General features: G+C 38.5%; 15 protein-coding genes. 9 read left to right on the top strand and 6 right to left on the bottom strand.

All coding sequences use genetic code 11. The annotated features are described in order from the left end of the window. Window positions 1-94 precede the first annotated feature (94 nt). A complete protein-coding gene (locus GR160_RS05840) occupies window positions 95-400 on the bottom strand; it encodes a DUF6660 family protein (protein ID WP_160748883.1) in 306 nt (101 codons plus the stop codon). A gap of 229 nt (window positions 401-629) precedes the next feature. Between GR160_RS05840 and GR160_RS05835 the strand changes: the two genes are divergently transcribed. The 3 genes from GR160_RS05835 to GR160_RS05825 all read left to right on the top strand — a co-directional run bounded on the left by GR160_RS05835 (window position 630) and on the right by GR160_RS05825 (window position 8389). Continuing rightward, the gene (locus GR160_RS05835; protein ID WP_160748882.1) at window positions 630-2186 is read left to right on the top strand and encodes a helix-turn-helix domain-containing protein; all 1557 of its coding nucleotides are present in this window, start codon (window positions 630-632) and stop codon (window positions 2184-2186) included. Window positions 2187-2195: 9 nt separating this feature from the next. Next, window positions 2196-3329 (top strand): lipopolysaccharide assembly protein LapB, encoded by a 1134-nt coding sequence (locus GR160_RS05830; RefSeq protein WP_160748881.1) that lies wholly within the window; start codon window positions 2196-2198, stop codon window positions 3327-3329. Between the two features lie 212 nt (window positions 3330-3541). Then, window positions 3542-8389, top strand: a complete 4848-nt coding sequence (locus GR160_RS05825; RefSeq protein WP_160748880.1) for a GEVED domain-containing protein — start codon at window positions 3542-3544, stop codon at window positions 8387-8389. A gap of 176 nt (window positions 8390-8565) precedes the next feature. On the opposite strand, the gene GR160_RS05820 is transcribed toward GR160_RS05825, so the two are convergent. Next, window positions 8566-11061 carry a T9SS type A sorting domain-containing protein gene (locus GR160_RS05820; RefSeq protein WP_160748879.1) on the bottom strand — a complete coding sequence of 832 codons (2496 nt, stop codon included), beginning with the start codon at window positions 11059-11061 and terminating at the stop codon, window positions 8566-8568. Between the two features lie 362 nt (window positions 11062-11423). On the opposite strand from GR160_RS05820, the gene GR160_RS05815 reads away from it, so the two are divergent. From GR160_RS05815 to GR160_RS05795, 5 genes are all read left to right on the top strand, one after another. Beyond that, window positions 11424-13916 carry a T9SS type A sorting domain-containing protein gene (locus tag GR160_RS05815; protein ID WP_160748878.1) on the top strand — a complete coding sequence of 831 codons (2493 nt, stop codon included), beginning with the start codon at window positions 11424-11426 and terminating at the stop codon, window positions 13914-13916. Between the two features lie 180 nt (window positions 13917-14096). Then, complete coding sequence (locus GR160_RS05810; protein WP_202390718.1) at window positions 14097-15038, top strand: alpha/beta hydrolase; 942 nt, start codon at window positions 14097-14099, stop codon at window positions 15036-15038. After that, window positions 15038-16231, top strand: a complete 1194-nt coding sequence (locus GR160_RS05805; RefSeq protein ID WP_160748877.1) for a glycoside hydrolase family 105 protein — start codon at window positions 15038-15040, stop codon at window positions 16229-16231. Before GR160_RS05810 ends, GR160_RS05805 begins: the two co-directional genes overlap by 1 nt. Before the next feature lie 12 nt (window positions 16232-16243). Further along, on the top strand, window positions 16244-17242 hold the full coding sequence (locus GR160_RS05800) for a pectinesterase family protein (RefSeq protein WP_160748876.1): 999 nt from the start codon (window positions 16244-16246) through the stop codon (window positions 17240-17242). 11 nt (window positions 17243-17253) lie between these two features. Further along, complete coding sequence (locus tag GR160_RS05795; protein ID WP_160748875.1) at window positions 17254-18618, top strand: glycoside hydrolase family 28 protein; 1365 nt, start codon at window positions 17254-17256, stop codon at window positions 18616-18618. Between the two features lie 108 nt (window positions 18619-18726). Here the strand turns inward: GR160_RS05795 and GR160_RS05790 are convergent, their stop codons facing one another. Continuing rightward, complete coding sequence (locus tag GR160_RS05790; RefSeq protein WP_160748874.1) at window positions 18727-19566, bottom strand: DUF3825 domain-containing protein; 840 nt, start codon at window positions 19564-19566, stop codon at window positions 18727-18729. A gap of 150 nt (window positions 19567-19716) precedes the next feature. Between GR160_RS05790 and GR160_RS05785 the strand changes: the two genes are divergently transcribed. Next, window positions 19717-21693: a thiamine pyrophosphate-dependent enzyme gene (locus GR160_RS05785; RefSeq protein ID WP_160748873.1), complete on the top strand. Its 1977-nt coding sequence runs from the start codon at window positions 19717-19719 to the stop codon at window positions 21691-21693. 63 nt (window positions 21694-21756) lie between these two features. Here GR160_RS05785 and sucD read toward each other — a convergent pair whose 3' ends face one another. The 3 genes from sucD to GR160_RS05770 form a co-directional block, all read right to left on the bottom strand. After that, window positions 21757-22629 carry a succinate--CoA ligase subunit alpha gene (sucD, locus tag GR160_RS05780; RefSeq protein ID WP_160748872.1) on the bottom strand — a complete coding sequence of 291 codons (873 nt, stop codon included), beginning with the start codon at window positions 22627-22629 and terminating at the stop codon, window positions 21757-21759. Between the two features lie 122 nt (window positions 22630-22751). After that, entirely contained in the window at window positions 22752-23108 is a 357-nt protein-coding gene (locus GR160_RS05775; RefSeq protein ID WP_160748871.1) for a nuclear transport factor 2 family protein, read from the bottom strand. Window positions 23109-23120: 12 nt separating this feature from the next. Continuing rightward, window positions 23121-24050 (bottom strand): UDP-3-O-(3-hydroxymyristoyl)glucosamine N-acyltransferase, encoded by a 930-nt coding sequence (locus GR160_RS05770; RefSeq protein ID WP_160748870.1) that lies wholly within the window; start codon window positions 24048-24050, stop codon window positions 23121-23123. Window positions 24051-24114 lie beyond the last annotated feature (64 nt).

Here is a 24114-nt window from a genome sequence, read left to right as displayed (position 1 = left end):
TATAATGGATTGAATAATGCATGGATAAAGTATGCCCATGCAGGAACAGCCGGTTGCTAACCGGCGCAAATCATTATACTAATTGAGGGGGCTGCTAGATGGAGGCATGAAAATCGGATTGTACCGATTGGTAGAAGTTGGATATTTGTGTGTTATAATAATCCGGCACATACAAATTGTATTCTGTCAAAGGCTGTATTACCACTGCAGCAATACAACTTCCACATACACAAAAAGGAGTACAGACTTCAAAATCATCATGATGTTCTGTTGAACCCTGTGTAATTTCGGCAGATTGGTTTTTGTTATGTGTATTGTGCGCATCAGTACATGGCAATACCATTAATATCAGCAGGTATGCCGATATTAAAGTAGTGAGTATTTGCCTGATATTATGCATTGGTGTAAAAGTAATAAATTTACAGTAACTGTATATTGGAGAGGCAGGATATTTTATTTCATACTGACAAACTGGTAACCATTTTGCAATATGTATAGTTTTTGTTTTAATTTTAAGCCTTGATTAAGTATAGCAAATTTAAAATGCTTTTACTTTTACCACAACCAATTAAGTTAAACTAAAAAATATACAAATTATTATTTGATAATCAGTATTTTAAAAATAAGGAATGATTAGAGGCGTTAAAAGGAGGATGTTGTTTTATACTGTGGTTGTTTTGTTGGCATTCTGCATAAGAGTAGCTGCACAAAGCCAAAAAGACATAGACAGCCTACTGATAAAATCGGAGAGCCTTGTATATTATGAGCCTTCTAAAGCCTTAGTTTTAAACGATTTTATTTTTAAAGAGGCCAAATCTGTACCTACCCGTACAGATGCACTGTTGCTACAGGCAGAAGCATTTGAGACACAATTAAAATACTATGAGGCATTACAAAAAATAATTGAAGCTAAAGACTTTAATTATGAACTGGATTGCAATTATTGCGATGCAAATATTTACATTCACCTTAGTGATATTTTTCGGAATATTAACATGCCTGAGCAGGCTGACGAGGCTTTGCAACGTGCTTTAGATTTACAGTCTGAAGAAAATGTTGCCGGATCTGTGCGCCTCAAGATCTTGCTTTTGCTGGCACAGGCAGACAGGAGTAAAATAAGCAATACAGAAAAGCTCGTTTTTTTGAAACAGGCCCATGTGATTTTTGATAAAAATAAAAACAGCCTTCATCCGGGATTAAAACATAAAATAGATTATTTAATAGCATCAACTTACCTAAAGAATGGGCAGCCTGAGCTGGCCAAAGAACGATTTGAAAAATTAATAGCTGATGTATCTTTGTCCGGTTCTGTTGATATTTATACTGTTTTGTCGGAAAGGCAATTGGGTGAAATTTATTTTAAAGAGGGGGCACTTGATAAGGCAGTTGACCTGCTTACTAAAAATATTGATCATAAAAATTTTTCTCCAAACATTTTTTTAAGGAATTATGAAGTTTTAGCCGAAATATATTCTATCAAAAAAAATGTCCCACTTTTTGCCCACTACAGGGAACTTTACATTGCAAAATTAAATAACCAGACACAACAGGAGCAAACCGCAAAAGTTCTTGCCATAAGCTTTTATGAAAGCAGTAAACAAAAAGAAAGTACTGATGAGAAAGCGGCTTTTAAAATAAAATTTATGGTAATGACCTGTCTGTTTACAGCGATACTTTTAGGGCTTTATATATATTATCTGATCCTAAAGAAAAAGCAAAAAAGCCACAGCCAGTTTTTACACCAGAAAAAACAATTTGAAGAAACTATTGAGAGCATGAAAACGCATTATATGGAGGAAAATACTCCTGTGCCCTTTGCTATTTCTGAAAAAGCGGAGCTTGCAATACTTGATAAACTTACTGTCTTTGAAAAGTCTGAATTGTTTACAGATCAGGAACTTTCGTTAAAATCGCTTGCAAAACATTTAGATACAAACACCAAATATCTTTCGGAGATCATTAACAGTCAAAAAAATAAAAATTTTAAGACCTATATTAATGAATTGAGGATAAACTATATTGTAAATAAGTTGCAGCTATATCCTGAATACCGCCAGTACAAAACAAGTCATCTTGCCAATGTGGCCGGATTTACTTCAAGAAGCTCTTTTACGGTTGTTTTTAAATCGTTAACAGGTTCTTCGCCATCAGTTTTTATAGCTTCATTACAGGATAATCAACAATAGTAATTACAAATGAAAAAGTTATACTCTTGTTCCCCAGACTTTTTTAAACCATTTGTAATTATGGTTTTACTTTTTCCTGTCTTTACACTAAATGCTCAGGAAAGAAAAAAGATTGACAGCATACTCAATGCAGTAAACTTAGTAGCCTATGAAAACCCGGACAAAGCAATTAAAACGGTAACTGATCTACAGGCACATAACAATCTCAATACACACCAGCAAATATTATCGTTGCTAACTATTGGAGGTGCTTATTCTGTAAAAAATCATAACCAGAAAGCTATTGATTATGCATTGCAGGCTTACAGTTTGGCAAATGCTCAAAATGAGGATAATGAACGGGTACGTACCCTGGTATTTGTTGGCAATCAATACTACATTTTGAAAATGCATGATAAAGTTAACCATTACCTTGATATAGCTGAGCAAATTATAGGCAGTAAAATTGATAAAGATTCAATACATTTTATTAAAGGCAATGTTTATTTCATTAAAGCGGTTAATTATAAAGATAAATTAGATTGTGAGGTTGCGATAAATTATTTTGATAAATCTATTTCAGAATACACAAAAGCAATAAATAAGAATTCTAATAGTATTAATCTTACAATTGCCCTTATTCAAAAAGGACTATGTCTCACTGATCTATATCAATTGGATAAAGCAAGGGATGTGCTTAACACTGCACATGATCTATCCCTAAAAAATGGATATAAAGAAAATAGGTTTTATGCAGATATTGCCCTCGCAAAAACCCATTATTCTGAAAATAATTTTAAAGAGTCTAATGCTATATTATTCAATATAGAAAAAGAGGTAGAAGAATACCATAGTTTAACGTTACAAAATGAGTTCTATTCTGCCTTAGCAGATAATTTTCTGAAGTTAAAAGATTATGATAAATACGGTATTTATAGCACAATATTTTTAAAACAGAAAAGAGAGATTGATAGTTTAGAGGTTAATTCTTTTCGCCACCTTATCAACGAAATATCTACCGATATGAAAGATGCACGCGAAAATGAAACCCGAAACGAAAATATTTACTTTATAATTGCGATCGTTACATTTTTGTCCTTAGCTGCTTTTTTAGTTTTTAAACTTTTAAGAGTTACTAAATCTTTACGTAATAGTAAGATTTAGTATCGGTGAACAGGTTTACTTTTTCTGAATTTATCTAATACATTTGTTAAATACCTGAATAATAATGTTCGATAACAGTGAATTTCACGATTATCGAACAAGCTTTAGTTTTTTTGTTTGTTAAAAAAGTATAGGTTTGACCAATAGTATTTAGTGTAGCACAACACATAAATATCTATAGGATTAGTTTTTTTCACTTTCAAATAACTATTATGGTACACAATTACACACAATTTTTAACCGGCCTCCGTTCATGGCGAACAAAGCGTGATGGCAGTAATACCCCTGTGCGGAGTGCTACTGATTTTTACAGTAAGCCAATGGCATTAATGGCTTGGTTGATTATGTTAGGCATGCTGCCTGCTTTTTCTCAAACATGCACTGCCCCATCCGGAGTTGGGGCAACTTTAGTTACTACTACCTCAGCCAATATTAGCTGGACAGCTGTAGAAGGTTCATCAGGATATGAATATGCAATTACGGCTACGCAGGTACCTCCTGCCGAGGGTACGGCTACTACAGAGACGTCCGTAAGCAATATTATTACTACAGCAAATGCTACAAACTATTTGCATGTAAGGAATAACTGTTCCGGCACCTTTAGTTCATGGAGTTCTTATTCGTTTTTTTCAGGATACTGCGTGCCAACAAGGTCTTACACCGGATTTAATGTTAACAGCTTTGCTACTACAGAAGGATATACAAACATTACCAATAATACGGTTCAAAACATTGCTTATACAGATAACTCAGCTTCCATGTCGGTTAGCCAGTCTGCCGGAGGAAGCTTTTCCTATAGCATAAACGTTCCAAGCAATACGAGGGTAGAATTTTGGGTAGACTGGAACAACGACCTCGATTTTACAGATGCTGGAGAACAGGTAGCATCGCATACTGTTTATGGCAGCAGTGCAACTATCTATACTGGGGCTATAACTATACCAACTGGTACTGCAAACGGCACTTACAGGCTTAGACTACGCTCAAGATGGTATAATGAGGTTATAAGCCCATGTGCAAACTATACTTATGGAGGAGCACAGGATTATAGCTTAAATGTTACCGATCCTCCTGCCTGTATGGCACCGGCAGGGCTTACTGCAACAATGACAAGTTTAACGGCTGCAACAATTGGTTGGTCGGCTGTGGCTAATGCCGGTAATGGTTATGAATATTTTATAAGCACGCTGCCTACGCCTCCGGCAAATGGTACAGTAACTACTGACAGTACTGTTGCAGGTGTTGCCATTACTCCAGATACTGTAAATTATTTGCATGTAAGGGCAAATTGTGGTACCGATGGATACAGCACATGGGTAACAACATCATTTTACGGAGGTTATTGTTTACCTACCAGTACAGATGCTTATTATTACAATAATATAATCAGTTTTGGTACATCTGCCGGATACACCAATATATTAAATGTTCCTTCGCAAACCACTGCTTATGCCAATTATACCGCAGGTCCGGCTGTGAGTCAGTCGGCAGGTGAAAGTTTTTCTTATAGTCTTGTTGTTGCCGGATATACGCTTGCAGAAATTTGGGTAGACTGGAACAACGACATGGTTTTTGATGAGGTTACTGAGCGTGTTGCTGCACATACAACTTCGGGTACTGCAAACACAACTTTTACAGGTACTATAACAATACCCGAAGACACTCCGCTGGGTAGCTATAGGATAAGGGTTCGCTCGCGCGGTAGTTTTTATCCTACTGTAAATCCATGTGGCAATTATACTGCAGGTATGGCTCAGGATTATAATATAAACGTTACAACACCACCAACCTGCCGTGCTCCAGAAGATGCTACCGGCACAGCAGTGGCTGCAAATACGGCTAATCTTAGCTGGACGCTACCTACTACAGGAGCGCCTTCAAACGGTTATGAATATGCTGTTACAACCTCCGTAACGCCGCCTGCACAGGCAACCGGAACTACTACCGAAACATCTGTTACAGGTTATACAGGTATTGAAGATAATATTTTTTATTACCTTCACGTAAGAGCCAATTGTGGTACTGAGTACAGTACATGGACAACATCTCCGCGTTTTAGGTACATCCCCGGAGACACCTGCGATATTGCCATTAGCCTTGATGGAGCAACAAGTCCTGTAAGTGGTACAACAGTGGGGGCTACCAATAACTATACACCATCGTGCAATGCCACCGGTACAGGAGCAGATATATACTATTCTGTAACAGTAGGTAACGGTTATACTTTAGTGATTGGTCAAACCGTTAATGATTATGATTCTGTACATTCTGTATTTTACGGCAGTTGTGATGCGCCGATAGCTATAAACTGTACCAACGATCCTGATACGGCTCAATTGACGTGGATAAATAATACAGGAGCAACCCAAACTGTATATTGGGTACAGGACGGAGCGGGTACTGGTACAACAAATGCAGGTTCTTATACTATAGCATGGACATTGACTGAGCCGCCTGTATGTAATGTACCTTTGGCACTTACTGCTGTTTTAAATAATGACTCTTCGGTTAATGTAAGCTGGTCATTGCCCACTACAAGTGCACCAACTGGCTATGAGTATGCCGTAACAACATCGGCTACGCCACCGGAGACAGGTACATCAACAACTGAACTTTTTGTAAACGATGTTGTAAGTACTCCAAACCAGTATAATTATTTGCATGTAAGGTCTAATTGTGGTACCGATGGATATGGAGAGTGGGTAACACTTAGTTTTTATTCGGGTCACTGCATACCTGTATCAAGCTATCTTGGTTATGCTATATATGGTTTTAGTACAACTGTTGGCTTTACTAACATTGCAAATACAACGGCACAAACTACAGCCTATGTTAATAATTTTGATACTATGGCTGTAAGCCAGGAGCAAGGTGGCAGTTTCAATTATTCGGCTGTTGTACAATCTTACTCAGTATTGGATGTTTACGTAGACTGGAACAACGATCTTGATTTTGACGATGAAGGCGAGCTGATAAGAAGCCACACAAACATAGGAACCGTAAATACTACCTATACAGGAACCGTACAAATACCTGCCATAATTGCCCCCGGCAATTACAGGATGAGGCTGCGCACTCGTGGTACATCTAATGTGGTTAGTGCCTGTACACCAAACAGCAACGGTATGGCACAGGATTATAAAATTGAAATTACTACTACAACCCCTACATGCTATGTGCCAATAAATTTAAGAGGTGCAGGTGTAGCATCTCAAACAGTAAATCTTATTTGGGAAGCTCAAAACAGGGGTACAGCACCTGTGGGCTATGAATATTCTGTATCTACATCGGCAATACCACCGGCATCGGGTACCGCTACGACGGATACATTTGTTACCGGATACACTGATATTCTGGATAATACCTATTATTACCTGCATGTAAGGACCAATTGTGGCGATGGCGATTACAGCCAATGGTCTACTTCTTTGCCATTTAGATATTTTATGGCAGATAATTGCGATAGCGCTGTAGATCTTGCAACGCAGACAAGCCCATATACACACACCACTGTAGGTGCAAATGCTGATTATAATTTTAGCTGTGCAGGAGGAAATACTTCTCCGGACCTAATCTATTACATAGATGTTCCTAACGGTTATACGCTTAATATTGGACAATCATCTAACGACTATGATTCTGAAAATTATGTTGCTTACGGTAATATTTGTCCTGGTGAAAATTACATAAATTGTTTTGATGACGACCTTCAGCAGGTAGAATGGGAAAACCTTACAGGGAATACACAAAGGGTTTACTGGATACAGGATGGAAGTTATAATCAGGTAAACGTTGGTAACTTTACCCTGGTATGGACGTTAACACCTCCTGCGCTTTGTGATGTGCCAAGGGAATTAAATGTTAGCCTTACATCGCTAACCTCGGCAAACATTAGCTGGATAGCACCAAATACAGGTTTACCTTCTGGTTATGAATATGCTGTATCAACATCAGAAACAGCTCCTGAAAGCGGTACATTTACAGCTCTTCTTAATGCAGTAGACGTTGCCATAACTGCAAATGAAACCAATTATCTCTATGTGCGTTCAGCTTGCGAGGATGAAAATTACAGTACTTGGGTTAGCTATAGCTTTTATGCAGGCTACTGTGTACCAACAAATACAAATTCTCAAGACTACTACATAAGCAGTATAACCACTACAGGTGCAGATGTTAACTTTACTAATGAATCAGGCTTTAGTGAATATACAGATTATACAGAAGATTTTTCTGTAACAACATATCCAGGAGCTTCGTTTGCAATTAGTGCCACACATCCTGAAGGATCATATTCTTATGCGGTATGGATAGACTGGAACGGTAACTTTTATTTTGAAGACAGCGAAAGAATATTTGTAACATCTCTTTTGTCATCGCCGGCAAGTCTTGGCAGTATTAGTGTGCCTCTAACTGTGCAATTAGGTACATACAGAATGAGAATAAGAAATTCTGCTACTGCTTTTCCTGCAATAACGGCTTGTGGTAATATGAGTAATGGTGAAGCAGAAGATTATACAATAAATATTGTTGCTGCGCCTTCGTGTTTCCCTCCATATGCACCTTCAATTGAGCCGATAGATAATACTACTGCAGAGTTAAGATGGTCTCCACCCGTATTAGGAGGGTTGCCTCAGGGCTATGAATATGTATTTAGTACTTCTGCGACTGAGCCTACCGGAAACGGTACAGCAACTACAACATTCTTTATAGGTGATGCACCTTACAACGCTGCACAATCTCATTATCTTTTTGTTCGAACAGTATGTGGTGATGGTGATTATAGTGAATGGGTAAGTACTTCTGTCTTAGATATAAATTCTCCCGAAATCCTTGCTAAAAGCATAATTGTATACAAGCAGGATAACATTGTAAATATTACATCTTCCAATGCTTTAATTAGAGATGTAACCGTATATGACATTCGCGGAAGGAAGCTTTATAATGAATCGAATATCAATAACAGTAAAGCTGTTATTAATAGTATGCAATTGCAACAACAGGTACTCATTGTAGAAATAAATACCGAAAAAGGTAAAATAAGCAAAAGAATAGTTTACTAATTAAGTAGTGTTACTGTTTGTGTAAAGTTTCCGTTGCGCCTTTGTGCAACGGAAGCTTTTTAAATACTAAGAAAGATTGTAATAATTCTTAGCTTAAAAAAATCAACTATTTTATATAAAAAGTCCTGAAAATCAGTAATGATATTCAGGACTTTTATTTTGTTTAAGTTTTTGTATTATTCTTTTACTATTCGTTGCTGAATAACACCCTGATTGGTGGTCACTTTTATCAAATAAGTTCCGCTGCTCAGCAAACTTGTGTCAACACTGGTTTTGTTACCGTTAATGCTTTTTACCAATTGCCCCGCCAGGTTATAAATAGAAATATTTTGTAGCATGGCAGAATTTGTAAGAGATATATTCAATTCATTCTTTACAGGATTTGGATATAATGCAGATCTTGAATTGGTAATGTTTTGATTTGTATCTAACATCGACTGGTCATATTCTGTTTTTATGTAATAAAGGTTTGTAGTACTTCCTTTAGTAATGGTATTTATGCCTGCCGGAACTGAAGGTATTGTAACTATCCCTGCCGATGCTGTGTAAGAAACATTATTAAGCTTAATAGTTCCGCTAAAAGTTGGGTCCAATACCAAAGTTAAAGTAGATTCGGTTGTTGTTGTGTACCTTATATTTGTAGCACTTTCAATTTTTAAACGGGCAGTAAGGGTAAGGCCGTCATAGGTTGCCGATCCGGGATTAGAATTCATATTGGCAGACGTAAAGGTGTAAAAATTACTTGACAGACCTGATGCGGTAAAGTTGTGTATCTGGTTGCCTGTAGAAGTGCCTCCAATTGTTATAGTTCCCGTTCCTGTTGCTGGGTTTCCTGATGTTCCGGTAGTTGTAATTGTAAAACTAACATTTGCCGTTGGCGTGCCCGATACCGTTACGGTTTTTGCAGCGGTGTTTTTAACATAAGTTATTCCTGAAGCAGGAAGCCCGGTAACAGTTGCATCTGTCGCTGTGCCGCCCCATGTAAATACCATATTACTAATAGCGGTATTGGCAGCAACGGCCTGAGTGTTGTTGGTTGGAATAGTAAGGGTTTGTGAGCCTCCCGATGATCCTGATTCACCCTGTATAGAAACAATACCCGATGTATATGAAGATAGAAGAGACATCAATCCTGTATTTACAGCATAAGATGGATCGTCTACAGTATTATTAAAAGTCCAGCTTATATCGCCTCCCGAAACACGTCCTGAATATAATATGGCTTTATCTCTGCCTGCCTCGGGTGTATCTATTGCTAAACTGCTGATATATAATGCCGAATTAGTGTCGAAATTATTATATGCATTACCGCCCTGCCTTGATGTAATGCTGCTGCTAATGGTTTGGCTTCTTGTAGTGGTTACTATAGCATCAAACTGAACAGGATAATTTGTGGCATCATAGGCTACAAAACGGGTTTGGCCTATCATGTAGTTGTTAAAGGCTTTAATAGTACCTCCGTCTTCGCTCGAAAATGTTCCCTGCGCACCATTGTAAATGTCTGTTCCCTGCATTGAGGTAAGCATTGGATATTTACAGTTACGGAAATAGTTGCCTTCCATAAATACTGACGATCCTTCGGTAGAGCCTGCGCCATATTTAGAGTTACCGTCATAATAATTATTGTAAACGTGCGCCGAATAAAAGCGTACACGCGGATGGCGTGAATCAGAATGGTCATACCAGTTGTGGTGATAGGTTATGTAAAGCCCTGTTGTTGTATTTTCACTCAAACCTAAAAGGTTGCATTTTCCGCTGTCCCAAAAGTGATTGTATGAAAATGTTATATAGGTAGATTTTTTACAGTCTAAAGCACCGTCTCCTTTGGCCTGGTCGGCATCGCCACCCGGGGCTCCATAAAACATATCGCAGTTGTGTACCCATATGTGGTCGTTATCCTGTTGTAGGCCAACATTGTCTCCTTCACTGGCATTGGTTAACATAAAACCAAGATTACGTATTTCTATGTTAGTTCCCTTTTTTATACGGATTCCCCATCCGTTCACTACTGCATCAGATCCTATGCCTTCAACAGTTATAGTAGCAAGCGGGTTGTTGTCGTTTTCTATCACGGCATCACCATTTAACAGTGTAGAAGGATCTGTAACGTTTCCTATTAGCCTTATGGCCAATGGGCGGTTGTCGCGTCCTCTTTTGTAGCCGTCTAGAATGGCCTGTAAGCCTACACATGGGTTAGAGTTAGCACCTGTAACCGTTAACGAAACTGTATTTTTAGTGTTTTGGGTAACATATATTACCACTGCATTACTTTTTAAAGTACCGTCAAGGTTATAAGCTCCGGGAACATTTCCTCCCTCATGGGCAAAACCGTTTCTGTCGTGTGACAAAACTGTTACTGATCCCGATACAGTCGCAGTACCTTCAACGTTAGCAGTTACAGGCGCAACTTTAACGGTATAAGTTCCGGCTGCAAGCCCCGGAATATCGGCGCGATAATAGCTTCCATAGTTCCTGATAAGCTGGTTATCAATAAGGCGATCCGTAAATCCGCCACCAGTATAATAAACCCTGTAACTGTCGGCTCCCGAAACAGGATTCCATTTTACATAGGCAGATTCTAACCACCCCGTTGACTGGGTAATTGTTACAGTTTGCGCCCATAATTGCATGGAGACAAACATAAATGAAAGACAAAATAAGATTTTTTTCATTGTTAGTAATTTAAAGGTTATAAAATGTTAGGATAGGTATGTGTAACATGTAATCGATTACACAAAATTAAAATTATTTCTTTACAACCAAATTATTTTTTTAAAAAAATTACATTATACTAAAATATATAGCTTTAAAATTACACTTAGTATATTTTTATTGGTAATTATTTTTTAAATTGAAAATTATATATACATTTGTGTAATCGATTGCTTTGTTAAAATTTGTTAACTAATCCAAGATGCCTTATTTTATTGACAGATCAAGATACTTGTACATTAATTAGTTACAAAATGTTTTCCTTTTTCCCTTATTTTTTATTTCTGACCGAATCCTTACTAACCAAATAAAAATTTAATTTATGAAGAAAATTACATCGATCTTTAGTGAATTTTCGAATTCAGCAAAAAACGTTTCTTTATTGATTTTGCTTCTTGCGGGCTACTCAGGGCATGCTCAGGTAGCATTGCCACATTATGACGGACTTGATTATACTGTTGGAGAATCTTTACCTGCCCAAACTGCCGGAGGTTGGATACTAAATCAGTCGTCTTCATCTGATATGCTTATTACTGAAGGAAGTTTAAGCTATAGTGGTCTTGCTGCCTCTACCGGAAATAAGGTGGCTTTCTCGGGTGGAGGAGAAGATGCTATTAAAACATTTACTCAAACCACTTCGGGAACAGTTTATTATTCTTACATACTGAATGTTACCGATGTTTCGAGTGCAACGGGTTATTTTGCAGGTTTATTGCCAAATTCTGTGGCCACTGTAAGTGCTGCCCCTGGCTCAGGGTCTATAGCGGCGACGGTTTGGGTAAAGCCATCTGCCAATACAGGCTTTTTTAATATTGGCTTTTCTGCAAGGGCAAACCAGACAACCGTAGGTACATCTGCAACAAACCTGCAATACAGCAGTACAGATCTTCCGTTAAATACTCCGGTACTTATAGTAGTTTCTTACCAAATGGTTTCGGGTAGCGGTAATGATGTTTGTAACCTCTGGGTTAATCCTGTGCCCGGTATAGCTGAACCGACTTATACATTTACGGCAACACCAACTACTGATATTGCTGATGTTAGCGGCTTTTTTATTAAACAAAATGGTAACAGTTCTACACCGGGAGTTGAGATGGATGAACTAAGGTTTGGATTGACGTGGGATGACGTTACACCTGCAGCACCTGCGGGTGTGGTTACACCAACACTTGTAGCAGATATTACTGATAACAACGTTGATAATGATATTGATATAACATTTACTGATGATGCAGTATGGAGAGCAGCGGTTACCGAAGTTAAAATTGGTGCTGAGGTTCTTACAAGCGGTACGGATTATGATCTTACAGAGGGCAGCTTAAAACTGAAACCTTCCGGTTTGAATATTTTATTAACTGTTTCAGGATCTAAAGAAGTTACTGTTGTTGCTGCAGGATATGACGATGCTGTGTTAACCCAACAGATAAATGCAGGTGCACCTAACAGCAATTCATCGGTATCAATTAGCGCTCCTTTGGCTTTAGGAGCAACAAGTACTGTTACTTGTGTGGCAAGAGACCAGTACAACAACCTGGTTAGCGGATATACATTTAAGTATTTTATTATTGTGGTTAATGTAGGTTTGATTACAATTGAATCTTATCTTATAGACGGCACGGCGCAAACGGCAAATGCCAATAATATAGCCGTAACTGCTTTGACCGATGAGAATGGTATTGCTACATTTACTGTAACCCTGCCGGAAGTAATGGATGGAGGAGACGGTATTATATTACAGCCACAGTTAAATGATGGTGTTACAAACATAAGTGCAGCATTTATTTATTTTCAGTTATCATCCCAAACCATTACTTTTAATGCACTTGCTCCTGTAACCTATGGTGCTCCTGATTTTAGTCTCGAGGCAACAGCATCATCATTACTCCCGGTTACCTATACTAGCAGTGACCCATTGGTGGCCACGGTAGATGCAAATGGTTTGGTTACCATTGTTGGGGTAGGTACTACCACAATAACAGCTTCTCAGGGAGGTAACTTGCTGTTTAGCCCTGCTGTTAGCGTAAGTCAGGATCTGGTGGTTAACTGTGCTGCATCAGGTGCTGTAATTTCGGGGAGTACCACACTATGTTCAGGCGAAGGAGCTAATTTACAGATAGCTATATCTGCCTTACAAGAGCAAGCCTATACAGTAGTTTACAGCGATGGGACAGAAAATCATACTGTTACAAACTACACCAGCGGTACTGTTATTCCGGTAACGCCAACGGCAACAACCACCTATTCTTTAGTTTCTGTTGTAGGATCAAATCCAAATATATGTGAGGCTATACATGCTGGTTCGGCTATTGTAACGGTAAATGTTACTCCGGCTCCAACAGGTATTTCTCCACAGGTGTTCACCACCAACGACCCTGTTTTTATAAATAATATTGATGTTACCGGAACAGAAGTAATTTGGTATGCTTCTTTAGAAAACGCCCTGGCAGGAACAGGGGCGTTAGATCCTTTTTCTGAAGTGATTACCGAAAACACCTATTATGCAATGCAGACCGTAGACGGATGTAGAAGTTTAGAGCCCCTTGCAGTAACAGTGCAGGTGGTGTTGTCTAAAGACAAATACGCTATGAGTAATTTGAAATACTATCCTAATCCGGTTGCAGGTGTTTTAAATATTTCTTATTCTGAAATTATAACCAAAGTTGAGGTGTTCAATTCGTTAGGTCAGCAGGTTGTAGTTATGCAGCCAAATGCTCTAAATCCGGTAATAGACCTATCAAAACTTCCGTCTGCAAATTATTATGCAGTAGTGGAAAGTAATGGGACTAAGAAAATAATACAATTAGTTAAAATGTAATAGTGTAAGTTTTTTTGTGAATTTTGGGGAGAGAAAGCCGCGTCATTAATTTGAGGCGGCTTTTTTATGATTTATACATAACGTACTGTAATATTTACCCTCTCTTTTTGCGGAATTATAAATTAATATTTATGTTTGTGTAATCGATTGCGTAATTGGTATTCTGCAATAAATCTTAACATGAAAAAAATCTTTTTGCTTTATTTTCTTACTATAGCAATGGCCGTATTTTCACAGGTGCAGACAGATACTTCCTATACTGCTTATTCGGCCTATCAAAAAGATGTAAAAAAATATCCTTTTATTAAAATAGCTGTAAAGCCAAAAAGCCAACAAATTCAGCAACTTAATGATGCAGTTTATAAAAGTATTAATGGACGCCAACTCCATTATGATGCCTTTTTTAAACAATCCAAAAAAGCTTTACCTGCAATAATACTAATTCACGGTGGAGGATGGAAATCGGGTAATAAGACACAAATGCATTTGCTTGCCCAACAAATTGCTTTACAGGGATATGCCTGTTTTTGCGTAGGATACAGGTTGTCAGATGAAGCTAAATATCCGGCGGGTGTATTCGATATAAAGTCGGCAATTAAATATATAAAAGACAACGCATCTCAATATAATGCTGATCCCAATAAGGTGGCGGTTTTAGGTTGTTCCTCGGGCGGACAAATGGCGGCATTAGTAGGTACAACTAACGGTAATGTAAGCTTTGAAGATCAGGACGCTTCAAAACAGAATGCTAATGTTCAGGCTATTATAGATATGGATGGCATTTTGGCCTTCCATCATCCTGAATCCGAAGAAGCCAAGGCAGCGGGGTTGTGGCTTAACGGCTCGTATGAGGAAAATCCGGAGGCATGGCAGCAGGCTTCGGCATTAACACATACGGGTAAAAATACACCGCCCATTTTGTTTATAAATAGTAATAAACCGCGTTTTCATGCCGGGCGCGATGATATGATAGCTATACTGGACGAATACAAAATTTACAGCCAGGTTAAAACTTTTGATGATGCACCGCATTCGTTTTGGTTTTACGACCCATGGTTTGATGATATTGTAAATTATTCAGTAACATTTTTAGATAAAGTTTTTAATTACAACAAGAAATAATGAAGGTAAAAAATAAAGTAGTCAATACTATAATGGTCTGTCTGTTTTTTGTGACTGCAACCATGCAGGCACAGAAAGATGATGGCAAAGTAAATTCAAAATGGTCAGAGAAAAAGGCCGCTTCTATAATGAAACGCTATCCTCAAGCCTGGCAGATTGATGGGGTAGATAAACCTAAATGGGAATATAAACCCACATTTGTTCTCGTGGCATTTAACGATTTGTATAAGCAAACAAAAAATGTAAAATATTACAATTATATAAAAGAGTATTTAGACACTTTTGTAGACAGTACAGGTGCTATCTCCCAATACAATCTCAGCGATTATAATATAGATTACGTTAGTCCGGGCAGGTTACTTTTCGATCTGTATAAAAGCACCAAAGATGCCCGCTATTTAAAAGCCATGCAACTTTTAAAAAGCCAGATAGATGGGCAGCCAAGAACTCCATCGGGAGGATTTTGGCACAAAAAAATATATCCTGACCAAATGTGGCTTGACGGTATTTATATGCACGCGCCTTTTTACACAAAATATACCATAGCATTTGAGAATGGTAAAGGCCTGGACGATATAGCCAAACAATTTGAATTGCTGCACGATCACGCATTCGACCCTAAAACAGGTTTGCCCTATCATGCATGGGATGAAAGTAAACAAATTGGCTGGGCGAATAAAGAAACCGGAACATCTCCTACAATATGGGCAAGGGGCATAGGTTGGTATATACTGGCATTGACCGATGTTTTGGATGATTTCCCTAAAGACCATCCAAAATATAAACAATTGATAAGCTACTTAAATGAGGTTGCAACTGCTCTCGAAAAACAACAGGACAAATCAGGGTTGTGGTATCAGATAACCGATAAAGCTGCAACAGATGGCAACTACCTTGAAGCATCGGGCTCTGCAATGTTTAGCTATGCTTTAGCAAAAGGAGTAAATAATGGTTACCTGCCAAAGCGCTTTAAAAAAACGGCAAACAAGGCTTTTGATGGAATCCTCAAAAATTTAATTACTACCGATCCAAATGGCGAGGTACATTTAAGCGAGATAAGTGCCAGTATTGGCTTGGGAGGTAAACCTTTTAGAGATGGTTCAAATGCCTATTATGCCAACGCTAAAAAAAGCATTGATAACTCTATTGGGGTTGGTGCATTTATTATGGCGGCCATAGAGTTGAAAAGATAAAAAAATACAGGAATGGATATTTTTAAAAATATACTAAGCAGTTGTATTCTTTTTTTTGCGCTATGGAGTAGTGTAGCTGCCCAGGAAAAACCTAAAGATAGTTTTTATAAAACCGTGGCTCAGGATGGCACGGGAGATTATACCTCAATTCAGGATGCGGTTAATAACTCAAAAGCATTTCCATATGAGCGAATAACCATTTTTGTTAAGAATGGCGTGTACCATGAAAAAGTGAAAATTCATGAGTGGAACCCTAATATATCCTTAGTAGGCGAGAGTAAAGAAAAAACAGTTATAACCTTCGACGATTATTTTAAAAAAATAAATACAGGACCTAACAGCACATTTTATACTTCAACAATTTTAGTAGAAGGCGATGGATTTATTGCGCAAAACCTTACTGTAGAAAATGCCGCCGGAGAGGTGGGGCAGGCCATTGCCCTGTCTATACACGCCAACGAAGTGGCTATAATCAATTGCAATATTCTGGGCAATCAGGATACTTTGTATGCCAGTGGAAACGGATTTAAAAACTACCTGAAAGACTGCTTTATTCAGGGTACTACCGATTTTATTTTTGGCAGTGCCACGGTTTTTTTTGAGGGCTGTACGTTGCACAGTCTTAGAGACTCATATATTACAGCAGCATCTACACCTAAAGGAGTTAACCATGGTTTTGTGTTTAATAATTGCCGCCTTACTGCCGAAAAAAATGCTACTCAGGTTTACCTTGGCAGGCCTTGGCGTTTTTATGCTAAAACGGTATTTATTAATTGTGAAATGGGCAGCGACATAAAACCTGAAGGCTGGCACAACTGGTCTAAGCCTGAGGCTGAGAAAGAGAGCTTTTATGCCGAATATAATTGCTCGGGTGCAGGCTATCAGCCCAAAGCAAGGGTAGGGTGGTCGCATCAGTTAAAAGCATCTCAGGCTAAAAAATATACCCGCGAGAATTGTTTGGGGCAACCGTTCGCCACATTTGTAAAACAATTTGATTTGTCGGTTAAATAAATCGTATAAGCATGAAAAACATTATGTGTATTTTTCTTCTACTTTCGGTAAATTGTTTTGCACAAGATGCTTTATTTCCGGCAGATTCTGCTGAGGCAATTGTGAAAAGGATCAGGTTGCCGAAAATTCCTGACTTTAAAGTTAACGTAACCAAATTGGGTGCTAAAGGAGATTCTGTAAGCAATGCTAAGCCTGCTTTTGATAAGGCAATAGCACAATGTAAAAAGAAAAACGGCGGAACCATAATAGTGCCTAAAGGAGTTTATACGTTAAACGGCCCGCTTCTCTTTGCGAGTAATATAAACCTGCATTTAGAAAAAGGGGCAAAAATTCGGTTTGCCGATAACCCCGATTTTTATTTGCCTATGGTGTTAACCAGTTGGGAAGGCACTATGCTTTATAATTACAGCCCACTAATATATGCTAACAGCTGTACCAATATAGCTATTACAGGCGAAGGTATTATAGATGGTGAAGGTGGCAGGATATGGAACAGTTACAAAAGCAAAGAAGGCCCTGATAAAAAGCTGAGCCGCGAAATGAACCACAACAAAACCCCGATTGAAGACAGAAAATTTGGCAAAGGACATTTTTTAAGGCCGCAGCTCATACAGTTTTTAAACTGTAAAAATATTTTGATTGAAAATGTAACCATACAGGATTCCCCGTTTTGGTGCATACATTTATTAAAATCAGAAAGTATAACCGTAAGAGGACTAAAATATAGTGCTTTTAATGCCAATAATGATGGGGTAGACCCCGAGTATTGCAAAGATGTACTGATCGAGAATATAGACTTTAATAATGCCGACGATAATATTGCCATAAAAGCAGGCAGAGATCATGAGGGTAGGGCAAATGCTTCAACGCCAAGCCAGGATATTGTTATACAGAATTGCAGGTTTAAAGGGCTTCATGGTGTGGTGATGGGCAGCGAGATGTCGGCCGGGATAAAGAATGTGTATATTATTAATTGCAAAACTGTGGGTTATTTAAAACGCGGCATTTATTTTAAAACCAATGCTGATAGGGGAGGCTACATTAAAAATATTTATATCAACAATATACAGTTGGATGAGGTGGAAGATTGTATTTATATAACAGCCAATTATCAGGGCGAGGGTTCCAGTTTTCCATCTGATGTGCATGATATTGCAATATCTGATGTTAGCTGTAATACCGCCAAAGAAACAGCTATTATTATACAGGGATATGAGCAAAAAAAGGTTCGTAATATAAGTTTAAAGAATATCGAAGTAAAAACGGCTAAAAACGGCATGACGGTTTTAAATACAGAGAATGTAACCGTAGATAATGTAATTATTGGCCGTAAAGCTACGGTGCCGACTGCTGTTAGTAATTCGGTTAAGCATTAAATATGGTCAAAGTTTTGGTATCGTTATGTAAATTTTAATATCGTACCTGTACATATAAAATATTATAATATTGATACAGGTACGAGTTAAAGTATTAGTAATTTAAAATTATGGGTTTAACCATTCTCGGTCAGGACGAGTTATTAGGCGAGCATCAATATATGCTAAATCCATTGTGAGAATTGTAGTTGCTCTATAAATGTTCCTTTCAGTATCTTTATCTACTACTAAAGCTACATCTGCTTGATTATCGTCTGTAAGATTTAAAGGCAGAAGCAATTGCATTTTCCCTTCATACCAATGAGGTATTGCTACTTTGTAGTTTCTTTGGACTTTGGATTTTAGTGATTCTATAGAACCATTTAAAGCCGTCATAGCTAATCTTCTATTTGCTTGTAAAACGGCAGGTAGTCTATCTTTATTTTGATCTATAATATGCTCGGTATTAATTTCTATATTTAATTTTGTGTCGAAAACTAAATCTGATGGATTTGTAATGTAAGTTGCTAAATCAGGCAGAGGCTTATATGGATTTAGTTTGGTGGAATATGAATCAGCAAATGTATAGAGAGTCCATGTCGGTACTTTATATTTAGCAGCTTCTTTATTTTTAAAAAATAGCGCAAAGATATCTTTTTCATCTTTAGTTTGTAATCCGGTATTGAAGCATGCTTTGTCTCCATCCGCAGAATAAGATATAAGGTTTAATTCCTGAGTTCGTAAGAAAGTGTAATTTAAATAGTTTGTTAATATAGGAAACTGCTGTTTATACTTAGTTTTGAATTCAGGACGGTTGAAATGCCAATCTTCATCTTTTGTCAATCTTACTAAATGTTCATATGGAGATTCCCATGTTTCACCATTTGCTCCATCATAAGGAAAATGAGCAAAAATTTCTTTATGTGATTGATCCGGATACCTTTTAGTTAAGGAATTATATTTAGTCATATTTAAAATGGTTAAAATTTTCTATAAATCTAAAGTTATATTTCCTACAAAAAATAAGGTTTCCCTCATCTCAAATAAATTTTCTTAACATCGTTTTCGTGAAATGTTATTTTACTACATTTGAGTACTAAAGATTATTCAAAAATCACTATGGATTTCGATAGAAAACAATTAACAAACGGGCAATTACTCGATTTATATAGAAAATTATTAAAACCACGCCTTATTGAGGAAAAGATGCTTATTCTTATCCGTCAGGGCAAAGTTTCCAAATGGTTTAGTGGTATAGGGCAGGAGGCAATCTCGGTTGGGGTTACTGCCGTATTGCAACCCGACGAATATATTTTACCCATGCACCGCAACCTAGGGGTGTTTACTGGTAGGGATATTCCGTTGTATCGCCTGTTCAGTCAATGGCAGGGTAAAGCCAATGGTTTTACAAAGGGGCGCGACAGGTCGTTCCATTTTGGCACACAGGAGTTCAAAATCATAGGTATGATATCGCACCTTGGCCCGCAGCTTGGCGTTGCCGACGGTATTGCACTTGCCCATAAACTTCGTAATGAGGGTAAGGTAACAGCAGTTTTTACAGGAGAAGGGGCTACCAGTGAAGGGGATTTTCATGAGGCGCTTAATATTGCGGCTGTTTGGGAACTGCCTGTACTGTTTATTGTCGAGAATAACGGCTATGGACTGAGCACGCCAACAAACGAACAATACCGCTGCGAGAATATTGCCGATAAGGGCATAGGCTATGGTATGGAAGCGCATATTATAGACGGCAATAACATACTGGAAGTGTACACCAAACTGGACGAACTGGTGGCATCTATGCGTGAGAATCCGCGCCCGGTATTGTTGGAGTTTAAAACCTTCAGGATGAGGGGACATGAAGAGGCAAGTGGCACTAAATATGTTCCTCAGGAGCTTATGGATGCCTGGGCGGTTAAAGATCCCGTTGAGAACTACCGAAATTATCTTAAAGCCAATTTTGTACTTACAGATGATTATGATGATAAGCTTCGTGCCGAGCTTAAAAAAGAAATAGATGAACATTATCAACAGGCTTCTGCCGAGCCTGCAATTGTTGCCAGTCTTGGCGAAGAGCTAAACGACGTTTATAAGCCTTATGCGTTTGAAGAGGTTAAGCCTGATGGAGCAACCGAAAATATCAGGATGATTGATGCTATTGCTCAGGGACTTAAACAGTCTATGCAGCGTCATGAAAACCTTGTTATTATGGGGCAGGACATTGCCGAATATGGCGGCGCTTTTAAAATTACTGATGGTTTTGTGGCTGAATTTGGAAAAGGCCGAGTGAGGAATACACCAATATGTGAGTCGGCAGTAGTGTCGGCTGGTATGGGGCTTTCTATCAATGCTTATAAGTCGGTTATAGAAATGCAGTTTGCCGACTTTGTGTCGACCGGTTTTAATCCTATAGTGAATTATCTTGCTAAAGTGCATTACCGTTGGCAGGAAAATGCCGATGTTGTGGTGCGTATGCCTTGCGGGGCGGGGGTACAGGCGGGGCCTTTTCACAGCCAGACCAACGAAGCGTGGTTTACCAAAACTCCGGGACTTAAGGTAGTCTATCCTGCATTTCCGTATGATGCCAAAGGACTACTGGCAACGGCCATAAACGACCCGAACCCTGTTATGTTCTTTGAGCATAAGGCATTGTACAGGAGTGCCTATCAGGATGTACCTACAGATTATTACACACTGCCGTTTGGCAAAGCTTCATTACTTAAGGAAGGCAACGATGTTACAATAATATCGTTTGGTGCAGGGGTGCACTGGGCTTTAGAAACCTTGGATAAAAATCCTGACATTAAAGCCGACCTGCTTGATCTGCATACACTTCAGCCATTAGATACGGAGGCAATTTTTGAATCGGTTAAAAAAACGGGTAAAGCTATTATTTTACAGGAGGATACTTTATTTGGAGGAGTGGCCAGCGATATTGCAGCCATGATCATGGAGCAGTGTTTTGAATATCTTGATGGGCCGGTAAAACGTGTGGGAAGCCTTGAGAGTGCCATACCGTTTACTAAAGCACTCGAAGATCAGTATTTACCAAAACAGCGTTTTGAAACAGCCTTACGCGAACTGACAGCATATTAAAGCAACAAAAAACCGCATTGTTCAAACAATGCGGTTTTTTTATATGCTGTAAAGAAAGGTTTATTAACCTAAAACTTCTTTAACTTTTTTACCAATTTCAGCAGGAGAGTCTACAACGTGAACGCCATTCTCTCTCATGATGCGCTTTTTAGCTTCGGCTGTATCGTCAGCACCACCAACAATTGCACCTGCGTGACCCATTGTACGGCCTTTAGGAGCAGTTTCTCCAGCGATGAAGCCAATAACCGGCTTACGGTTACCGTCAGCTTTAATCCAACGTGCTGCATCAGCTTCAAGCTGACCACCTATTTCACCTATCATAATGATAGCTTCAGTTTCAGGATCGTTCATTAAAAGCTCTACCGCCTCTTTAGTAGTAGTACCAATAATTGGGTCACCACCAATACCAATAGCCGTAGTAATACCTAAACCTTGTTTTACAACCTGATCGGCAGCTTCATAAGTAAGAGTACCTGATTTAGAAACGATACCTACAGTACCTTTTTTGAAAACAAAGCCCGGCATGATGCCAACTTTAGCCTCGCCCGGAGTAATAACACCAGGACAGTTAGGGCCAACAAGACGACAGTCTTTACCTTTTATGTAATCATAAGCTTTAATCATATCTGCCACAGGAATACCTTCAGTAATAGCAATAATTACTTTAATACCTGCATCGGCAGCTTCCATAATTGCATCAGCAGCAAAGGCTGGCGGAACGAAAATGATAGAAGTATCGGCACCTGCAACATCAACAGCATCTTTAACTGTGTTAAATACAGGGCGGTCAAGGTGTGTAGAACCACCTTTACCAGGTGTAACACCACCTACAACGTTTGTACCATATTCGATCATTTGGGTAGCATGGAAAGTTCCTTCGCTTCCTGTGAAACCCTGCACAATTATTTTGGAATCTTTATTAACTAAAACACTCATGATATATTTTTTTATAAATTTTTTATTTGCGTTACAAAAATAGGGTTTTAAGTAATACCACTAACCCTTTTTTTCAATTTTGTATATCAATTTTGCAGAATTTTCTGCATAATAACAATAGCTTAATCTTCGTGGCTCACTACATACCCTTTGTACATAAGGCCGTCTTTTAATTCCCAAAATGCTACCGAATGGAACAATACTTTTTCTTCATACGGGCTTTCAGGAGTGGTAATATAATTGGTATACCTTACAGCTACCTGATTACCTTCTTCTATACAGTGGCTTATTTCTAACCTCAAGGAAAGATAATTTTTTTGGGACTGTTTTGCGAAAACAATGATTTCGTTACTGTCTATTTCGATAAAACCGCGCACGCTGTGCCACTGTATGTACATATCCCTATGTACATAGCGACTGATCTCTTCCGGATGGAGGAGTGCATTGTAATATGCAAGCACAGTTTCTTTAGGTGTCATACCCGCAGGATTTTATTTTAGTTTTTCGAACAGTTCCGGAATACGTTTTGTATTGGCCATTTGTTTTAATGCCTCTCTCGATTCCTGTGCAGGAGATCCAAAATATACTTTACCGCCTTCTAATGATTTTGATACGCCAGTTTGGGCTAGTATTACAGCTTTAGTACCAATGGTTATGGCACTTGTAACGCCTACCTGACCCCACATAGTAACTTCATCTTCAACAACTACGCATCCGGCAATACCGGTTTGAGAGGCAATAAGGCATTTTTTGCCAATAACAGTGTCATGGCCAATATGCACCTGATTATCTATCTTAGTGCCTTCGCCTATGGTTGTATCTCCGGTTACACCTTTGTCTATAGTACAGGCGGAACCTATTCCTACGTTATCTTTAATAATTACACGACCGCCCGATAAAAGCTGGTCGAAACCTTCGGGACGCTTTTTGTAATAAAAAGCATCGCCACCTATCACAGTACCCGAGTGTATAATTACGTTATTGCCTATAACAGTATTGTCATAAATAGCCACGTTGGCATGTATAAGGCAATTTGTGCCTATAGTAACATTATTGCCAACAAAAGTATTAGGTTGTATAACCGTGCCTTCTCCTACAACGGCTGTTGGCGCTACAGTTGCCCCGGCAGCCTGAAAAGGGCGGAAATGCTTGGTAAGTTTATTAAAATCCCTGAAAGGATCGTCTGATATCAAAAGGGCTTTGCCCTCCGGGCATTCAACCTCTTTGTTTATAAGTATTATGGTGGCAGCACTTTGAAGGGCTTTGTCATAATACTTTGGGTGGTCTACAAATACAATATCTCCGGATTCAACAACATGAATTTCGTTCATGCCATGTACAGGATAGTTGTCGTCGCCCACATAAGTACTCCCTATAATGGCGGCTATTTCTTTAAGCGGATAAACCTTTGGGAATTTCATCTGATAATGTGTAAATTATTTAATCTAAAAATGTAACAATTCTAAGCCGATGTATCTGTTGGTA

The sequence above is a fragment of the Flavobacterium sp. Sd200 genome, from assembly GCF_009826935.1.
In the GTDB taxonomy this organism is placed as follows: domain Bacteria; phylum Bacteroidota; class Bacteroidia; order Flavobacteriales; family Flavobacteriaceae; genus Flavobacterium.
Note: the sequence above shows the minus strand (reverse complement) of the source record. Positions and strands in the feature narration are given on the sequence as shown.

Bases quoted from the DNA above. Each gene is read 5' to 3' on its own strand.
- GR160_RS05840 (WP_160748883.1), bottom strand. From the start codon at position 400: ATGCATAATATCAGGCAAATACTCACTACTTTAATATCGGCATACCTG.
- GR160_RS05835 (WP_160748882.1), top strand. From the start codon at position 630: ATGATTAGAGGCGTTAAAAGGAGGATGTTGTTTTATACTGTGGTTGTT.
- GR160_RS05830 (WP_160748881.1), top strand. From the start codon at position 2,196: ATGAAAAAGTTATACTCTTGTTCCCCAGACTTTTTTAAACCATTTGTA.
- GR160_RS05825 (WP_160748880.1), top strand. From the start codon at position 3,542: ATGGTACACAATTACACACAATTTTTAACCGGCCTCCGTTCATGGCGA.
- GR160_RS05820 (WP_160748879.1), bottom strand. From the start codon at position 11,061: ATGAAAAAAATCTTATTTTGTCTTTCATTTATGTTTGTCTCCATGCAA.
- GR160_RS05815 (WP_160748878.1), top strand. From the start codon at position 11,424: ATGAAGAAAATTACATCGATCTTTAGTGAATTTTCGAATTCAGCAAAA.
- GR160_RS05810 (WP_202390718.1), top strand. From the start codon at position 14,097: ATGAAAAAAATCTTTTTGCTTTATTTTCTTACTATAGCAATGGCCGTA.
- GR160_RS05805 (WP_160748877.1), top strand. From the start codon at position 15,038: ATGAAGGTAAAAAATAAAGTAGTCAATACTATAATGGTCTGTCTGTTT.
- GR160_RS05800 (WP_160748876.1), top strand. From the start codon at position 16,244: ATGGATATTTTTAAAAATATACTAAGCAGTTGTATTCTTTTTTTTGCG.
- GR160_RS05795 (WP_160748875.1), top strand. From the start codon at position 17,254: ATGAAAAACATTATGTGTATTTTTCTTCTACTTTCGGTAAATTGTTTT.
- GR160_RS05790 (WP_160748874.1), bottom strand. From the start codon at position 19,566: ATGACTAAATATAATTCCTTAACTAAAAGGTATCCGGATCAATCACAT.
- GR160_RS05785 (WP_160748873.1), top strand. From the start codon at position 19,717: ATGGATTTCGATAGAAAACAATTAACAAACGGGCAATTACTCGATTTA.
- sucD (WP_160748872.1), bottom strand. From the start codon at position 22,629: ATGAGTGTTTTAGTTAATAAAGATTCCAAAATAATTGTGCAGGGTTTC.
- GR160_RS05775 (WP_160748871.1), bottom strand. From the start codon at position 23,108: ATGACACCTAAAGAAACTGTGCTTGCATATTACAATGCACTCCTCCAT.
- GR160_RS05770 (WP_160748870.1), bottom strand. From the start codon at position 24,050: ATGAAATTCCCAAAGGTTTATCCGCTTAAAGAAATAGCCGCCATTATA.